General features: G+C 60.3%; 7 protein-coding genes. 2 read left to right on the top strand and 5 right to left on the bottom strand.

Annotated elements, in window-relative coordinates; translation table 11 throughout:
- The 4 genes from AC1D0Z_RS16160 to AC1D0Z_RS16145 form a co-directional block, all read right to left on the bottom strand.
- Positions 1-846: beta-ketoacyl-ACP synthase III (locus AC1D0Z_RS16160; protein WP_477659239.1), on the bottom strand; the 846-nt coding region annotated here is incomplete at its 3' end.
- Positions 846-1,958 carry a phosphate acyltransferase PlsX gene (plsX, locus tag AC1D0Z_RS16155; RefSeq protein ID WP_477659238.1) on the bottom strand — a complete coding sequence of 371 codons (1,113 nt, stop codon included), beginning with the start codon at positions 1,956-1,958 and terminating at the stop codon, positions 846-848. The genes plsX and AC1D0Z_RS16160, both read right to left, overlap by 1 nt.
- An 84-nt stretch (positions 1,959-2,042) precedes the next feature.
- A complete protein-coding gene (gene rpmF, locus AC1D0Z_RS16150) occupies positions 2,043-2,225 on the bottom strand; it encodes a 50S ribosomal protein L32 (protein WP_007873878.1) in 183 nt (60 codons plus the stop codon).
- Positions 2,226-2,464: 239 nt separating this feature from the next.
- On the bottom strand, positions 2,465-3,019 hold the full coding sequence (locus AC1D0Z_RS16145) for a YceD family protein (RefSeq protein ID WP_477659237.1): 555 nt from the start codon (positions 3,017-3,019) through the stop codon (positions 2,465-2,467).
- A 25-nt stretch (positions 3,020-3,044) separates the two neighbouring features.
- Between AC1D0Z_RS16145 and AC1D0Z_RS16140 the strand changes: the two genes are divergently transcribed.
- Both AC1D0Z_RS16140 and AC1D0Z_RS16135 read left to right on the top strand, forming a co-directional pair.
- Complete coding sequence (locus AC1D0Z_RS16140; RefSeq protein WP_477659236.1) at positions 3,045-3,665, top strand: Maf family nucleotide pyrophosphatase; 621 nt, start codon at positions 3,045-3,047, stop codon at positions 3,663-3,665.
- Entirely contained in the window at positions 3,662-4,429 is a 768-nt protein-coding gene (locus AC1D0Z_RS16135) for an SAM-dependent methyltransferase (protein ID WP_477659235.1), read from the top strand. The genes AC1D0Z_RS16140 and AC1D0Z_RS16135 overlap by 4 nt, the downstream gene beginning before the upstream one ends.
- Positions 4,430-4,492: 63 nt before the next feature.
- On the opposite strand, the gene AC1D0Z_RS16130 is transcribed toward AC1D0Z_RS16135, so the two are convergent.
- On the bottom strand, positions 4,493-4,814 hold a 322-nt coding region (locus tag AC1D0Z_RS16130), incomplete at its 5' end, for a S49 family peptidase (protein ID WP_477659234.1).

The following is a 4,814-nucleotide window of genomic DNA, read 5'->3' as shown; positions in this document are numbered from 1 at the left end:
ATTTCCGTGCTGGTCGACCGTGACGATGAGCTTCTCAAGCGGCATCTTCAGCTTTTTGGCCGTACTCTGCATGATGCGGATATTGGCCTGGTGCGGGATCAGCCAGTCGATATCAGCATCCGTCAAATTGGCTTTTGCCAGCGTGGCACGCGCAGCACTCTCAAGCACGCCCACCGCCAGCTTGAACACGGCTTGGCCATCCATCTTCAGCAGAGGGTCTCCAAGGACCTGGCCACCCGACACATTGCCGGGCACGCACAGAATGCCAACATGCTTGCCGTCGGCATGCAGGTCACTGGCAAGAATGCCAGGAGTATCAGAGGCTTCGAGCACTACAGCGCCGGCGCCGTCGCCGAAAAGCACGCAGGTGGTACGGTCCGAAAAGTCCAGGATCCTCGAAAACACTTCCGCGCCAATAACCAGCGCCTTGCTGGCCGAGCCGGTCCGGATCATGGCGTCGGCCACGGTCAACGCGTAGACGAATCCGCTGCACACAGCCTGCACGTCAAAAGCCGCGCAACCGGCGATGCCCAGCTTGTTCTGCAAAATGCAGGCCGCTGAGGGAAACACCATATCCGGGGTCGAAGTCGCCACGATGATGAGATCAATATCGGAGGCCTTCAGGCCGGCGGCTTGAAGAGCGTTGTTGGCGGCCTCAACACCCAGGTCGCTGCTGGTTACTTCGGGCGCTGCAAAGTGGCGCGCCCGAATGCCGGTGCGTTCCACAATCCATTCGTCGGAAGTTTCCACGCCACGGGTCGCCAGATCGGCAGCCAGTTCGGCGTTGGTCAGTCGGCGCGGCGGCAGATAGCTGCCGGTGCCGGTGATGCGGGAATAACGGGTCATTAATGAGTTGCCGATGTTGAAACTGCTGAGTCAACTGGCATTGAGGGGGTCTCGACCGACACATCAGCGGGCGGCGTTTGCGCCGCAACCAGCAGAGGGGCCGCATGGGCGATACGTTCGCGCACTCTCTCAAGCAAATTGTTCCGAGCCGCATCATAAGCCCGATTGAGCGCCGTCTCAAAAGCGAAGGTATCTGCCGAGCCATGGCTCTTGAATACCAGGCCCTGCAGGCCTAGAAGTGCCGCGCCGTTGTAACGCCGGTGATCTACCCGATTTTTGAAGGCAGTTAGCACCGGATAGGCAACGATGGCCGCCATTTTCGTCAAGAAGTTGCGAGAGAATTCAGCCTTGATGAAGCCGCCGATCATGCTGGCCAAACCCTCGCTGGCTTTCAGGGCAACATTACCCACAAACCCGTCACAGACAACAATGTCAGTCGTTCCCTTGAAAATATCGTTGCCTTCAACATTCCCATAAAAATTCAGATCGCCAGAATTAGAAGCAGATCGCAGCAATTCGCCTGCTTTTTTAATCACTTCACTGCCTTTTATTGCTTCTTCCCCAATATTGAGGAGGCCAACACTTGGGGTGGGGTTGCTGGTGATGGCAGCTACGAGAGCAGACCCCATCACGGCGAATTGGAGCAGATGATCTTCACTGCAATCAACATTGGCCCCCAGATCCAGCACCGTGGTGGCGCCCCCCAAGGCATTGGGCAGCTGGGTGGCAATGGCCGGACGGTCTATGCCCTCAAGCGTTTTGAGGACATAACGGGCAATCGCCATGAGGGCGCCAGTATTGCCGGCCGACACGGCGGCCTGTGCCTCGCCGTCTTTGACCTGGTTCATGGCGATCCGCATCGAGGAATTTTTCTTTCGCCGCAAGGCGATTTCGATGGGATCGTCCATGGTGACGATTTCGCTCGCCGGAACAATTCGGCAACGCGGATGGGCCTGGAGGCGAGCGTACAGCGGTTGCGCGGCAAGCGCTTCGGGCTGGCCGACCAGCACCACAGATGCGTCTGGGTGGCCATCCAGGAAAGCCAGGCTGGCGGGGAGCGTGACGGCTGGGCCGATATCGCCGCCCATGGCATCGACAGCAATCCTGATCATGGGGCGACCGGCGCAGTCAAGATAGGGAATTCAGGCAAAAGAAAGGCCCGCAGGATGAGTGCGGGCCATGCTCAAAGCGTGGAATTACGCTTCGGATTTGGTTTTCAGCACCTTGCGGCCACGGTAGAAACCGGTGGGGCTGATGTGGTGGCGCAAGTGGGTTTCGCCGGTGGTGGATTCCACGGCAATGCCTGGCACGGTGAGTGCGTTGTGCGAACGGTGCATACCGCGCTTGGAAGGTGACTTTTTGTTCTGTTGGACGGCCATGATCCGCTCCTGATGGGGTGTAAGGTTGGTAAATTACGCACCAAAATCCGAGTTCAGATAGCTGGACCTGAATATCAGCCCAAGGCCGCCTAAACGCCATGTCACTGTATTCACCGCATTGGTACGCGAAGCCTTTGATTATAGCTTGATGCGGAACAAATTTCATCACTCCAGCCCGGGGCTGGCGAAATGCCGACAAATCTGGAGCCATTACTTGCGAAATAAGTAGTTCTAAATTACTACTTTTTCTTTTTAAGTTGCGCCAGAACAGCAAAGGGATTCGGTTTTTCGCCAAGGTCACCAGCCAATTCCTCCCCATCAATACTGGCACCCGCACGCAATTTGGGGGCGACAGGGCATACCTCGTGCATGGGCACGAGCGGCAGGGCCATCAGCAATTCATCTTCCAGCACGGCAAGCAGATCAAACTGGGGCTCCATCACCAGCAGATCTTCCTCGGACTGGTCGTCCTCAGCCATGGCGATGTCTTCGTTGGCCACAAAGCGGTACCACTGGTCGACTTCCACGGGTGTATCAACCACGCCCATGCAGCGTTGGCAGGTTAAAGGAACGACAGCCTCTGCCGTCAGGTGCAACCAGACGTCTGCCTCGGCACCCGGACGCGGGCGCAATTCGCCAGCCGCCTGCCATTTCACTGCCGAATCGGCCTGCAGGCCTTGCGCCTCTTGCGCAAGGCGCTCCATATTTTGTAGCAAGGTGGTTTCGGAAAGCGTCACGCCGTCCTGGGCGAAAGCGGTCACGTTGAGTCGGTTGGGCTGAAGGGATCTGGACATGGATGCAGTGTAAGAGAATCGGGGCATGACCCTTGCCTCCGCTCCCGCCACAAACCGCGCCCTTGTTCTGGGTTCAACCTCACGCTACCGCCGCGAATTGCTGGAGCGGCTGCACATCCCGTTTGAAGTCGCCGCGCCCAACGTGGACGAGACCCCACAGCCCGACGAAGCGCCGTGCGCGCTGGCCGAGCGCCTGGCCCTGGCCAAGGCCCGTGCGGTGGCTGCGGCCTTCCCGGGCGCGGTCGTCATCGGTTCCGACCAGGTGGCCGACCTGGCCGGCGAGCCCCTGGGCAAACCGGGTACCCACGAAAACGCCGTCGCGCAGCTGCGCCGCATGCGCGGGCACACCGTGGTTTTCCAGACCGCCGTGGCCGTGGTGTGCCTCCAAAGCGGCTATGAGGCGCAGAGCCTGGCCTCCGTGAAGGTCAAGTTCCGCGATCTCAGCGACGACGAGATCGAAAACTACCTGCGCATCGAGCAACCGTACGATTGCGCGGGCAGCGCCAAAAGTGAAGGCTTGGGCATCGCATTGCTGGAGTCCATTGACAACGACGACCCAACGGCCCTGGTCGGCCTGCCGCTGATACGCACCTGCCGGATGATTCAGGCGGCTGGCGTCAAACTGTTGTCGGGAGGCCGGCCATGAGCGCCGCAGCGAAGGGCAAGCTCTACCTGATGCCTGCGCCGCTGGATTTCGGCTGCGACACACAGGCGCCGTTGCAGGACGTCATGCCGCTGCAGACACTCCGGATAGCGTCGCAGCTGAACTGCTGGATTTGCGAGAACGCCAAAAGCACGCGCGCCTACCTCAAGCGCATCGACGCGCTGCATCCGCTCAGCGCGCCGCTGCAGTCCCAGCAGATTCAGGAACTGCCGCGCGAAGTGCATAAAAAAGGCGACCACGGCGGCAACTTCGACGCGCGTCCCTTGCTGGCGGCAGCCCTGGAAGGCCGCGACATCGGCCTCGTCAGCGAAGCCGGCATGCCGGCGATCGCCGATCCGGGATCATCGGTGGTGCGCGCCGCGCATGACCTGGGGGTGGAAGTCGTGCCGCTCACGGGCCCGATGTCGCTGATGCTGGCGCTGGCCGCCAGCGGCCTCAACGGCCAGAGCTTCGCCTTTGCCGGTTATGTACCGCAAACACCGGCCGAACGGGTGCAGCGGATACGCGAGCTGGAATCGCTGGCGCTGAAATCCGGCCAGACCCAGCTCTTCATCGAGACGCCCTACCGCAACGCCGCCCTTCTCCAGTCGCTGCTGCAAACACTGCAGGGCAACACCCGGCTGGCATTGAGTTGCGGGCTGACGCTGGGCGCTGGCTGGTCGCGTAGCGCACAGGTCACCACCTGGAAGCGCGACAAGCCCCAGGCGCCGCTGGATTTGCCAACTGTATTCGGCATCGGTCGCTAAAAAAGGGCTCCAGGCCAATAAAAAAGCCCGCGTGACGCGGGCTTTTAACAAACCGTCGATGACTCAACGAAGCGCCGGAATCGCCTTGAAGGCTTTCATGGCGCCCTCACCCATCGCCGCACCAAACTTCTTGGCCAGCCGTTCGGCCACATTGTCGCGGCGGGTGTAGTCAATGATTTCGTCGGTCTTGACCACTTCGCGAGCCACGTATTCAAGGTTCCCGAGCTGGTCGGCCAGCCCCAGTTCCACCGCCTGCTGGCCGCTCCAGAACAGCCCGCTGAACATCTCTGGCGTTTCCTTCAGGCGCTTGCCGCGGCCGGCCTTCACCACCGCGATGAATTGCTGGTGAATCTGGTCCAGCATGGCTTGGGCAAAGACTTTTTGT

The sequence above is a fragment of the Polaromonas sp. P1_E3 genome (genome assembly GCF_056405935.1).
The sequence above is the reverse complement of the archived record's forward strand: the minus strand, read 5'-3'. Positions and strand labels throughout refer to the sequence as shown.

Bases quoted from the DNA above. Each gene is read 5' to 3' on its own strand.
- plsX (WP_477659238.1), bottom strand. From the start codon at position 1,958: ATGATCAGGATTGCTGTCGATGCCATGGGCGGCGATATCGGCCCAGCC.
- rpmF (WP_007873878.1), bottom strand. From the start codon at position 2,225: ATGGCCGTCCAACAGAACAAAAAGTCACCTTCCAAGCGCGGTATGCAC.
- AC1D0Z_RS16145 (WP_477659237.1), bottom strand. From the start codon at position 3,019: ATGTCCAGATCCCTTCAGCCCAACCGACTCAACGTGACCGCTTTCGCC.
- AC1D0Z_RS16140 (WP_477659236.1), top strand. From the start codon at position 3,045: ATGACCCTTGCCTCCGCTCCCGCCACAAACCGCGCCCTTGTTCTGGGT.
- AC1D0Z_RS16135 (WP_477659235.1), top strand. From the start codon at position 3,662: ATGAGCGCCGCAGCGAAGGGCAAGCTCTACCTGATGCCTGCGCCGCTG.